This is a genomic window from Facilibium subflavum (assembly GCF_003574485.1).
Taxonomy (GTDB): domain Bacteria; phylum Pseudomonadota; class Gammaproteobacteria; order Francisellales; family Francisellaceae; genus Facilibium; species Facilibium subflavum.
The window spans coordinates 1-604 of sequence record NZ_QLIT01000345.1; the positions used below are offsets into that span (position 1 = coordinate 1).

A 604-nucleotide genomic window follows, 5' to 3' on the forward strand; every position below is an offset into this window, starting at 1 on the left:
TATGCATTAAAGTCATATTATGAAATTGCCCCCAAAATGCTCCTAAGACAAATATTAAAGTAAATACAAATTCACCTATACATGTAGCTCCTATAGTTCTAAACCATAAAAGCTTACCATTAGTCATCTTCTTTAAATGACCAAATATATATGCATTTGCAAACAACCCTAAAAATATAGCAAATAAATTAACAATAACATTCCGTATATTTTGACCTAATATGAAATTATATAATCCTGAATATATAGAATACATCTGATCATGAGTCATATTTGGAGAAACTCTATGAAGTATATTATATATTGGCATTGGTATTTCTTGTGCAGGTAAAAAATACAATGTTATCAATGACATACAGAGTATAGCTATCTGAGTTATTATTATAACCCACAATAATTGCCTAATTCTTTTATATCCATATACCTCTTGTATAATATTAGCAATAAAATATACAAGAGGAAATGATGCAGCACCGCCAGGCATATCAAACCCAAAAAACATTATCATTCTATGGCTTGCAAACATTGTAAAATCGTAAGCACAAATTGATAGTCCAATAAGAATTGGAAAAACTATATACTTATTTTTAAAATTAAAGTTTTT

1 protein-coding gene is annotated in these 604 nt (G+C 27.5%); it reads right to left on the reverse strand.

Features of this window, described 5'->3' with window-relative positions:
* Positions 1-526, reverse strand: a 526-nt coding sequence (locus DNK84_RS13845; RefSeq protein ID WP_162902520.1) for a VUT family protein, incomplete at its 3' end; no start/stop codon positions are given.
* Positions 527-604 lie beyond the last annotated feature (78 nt).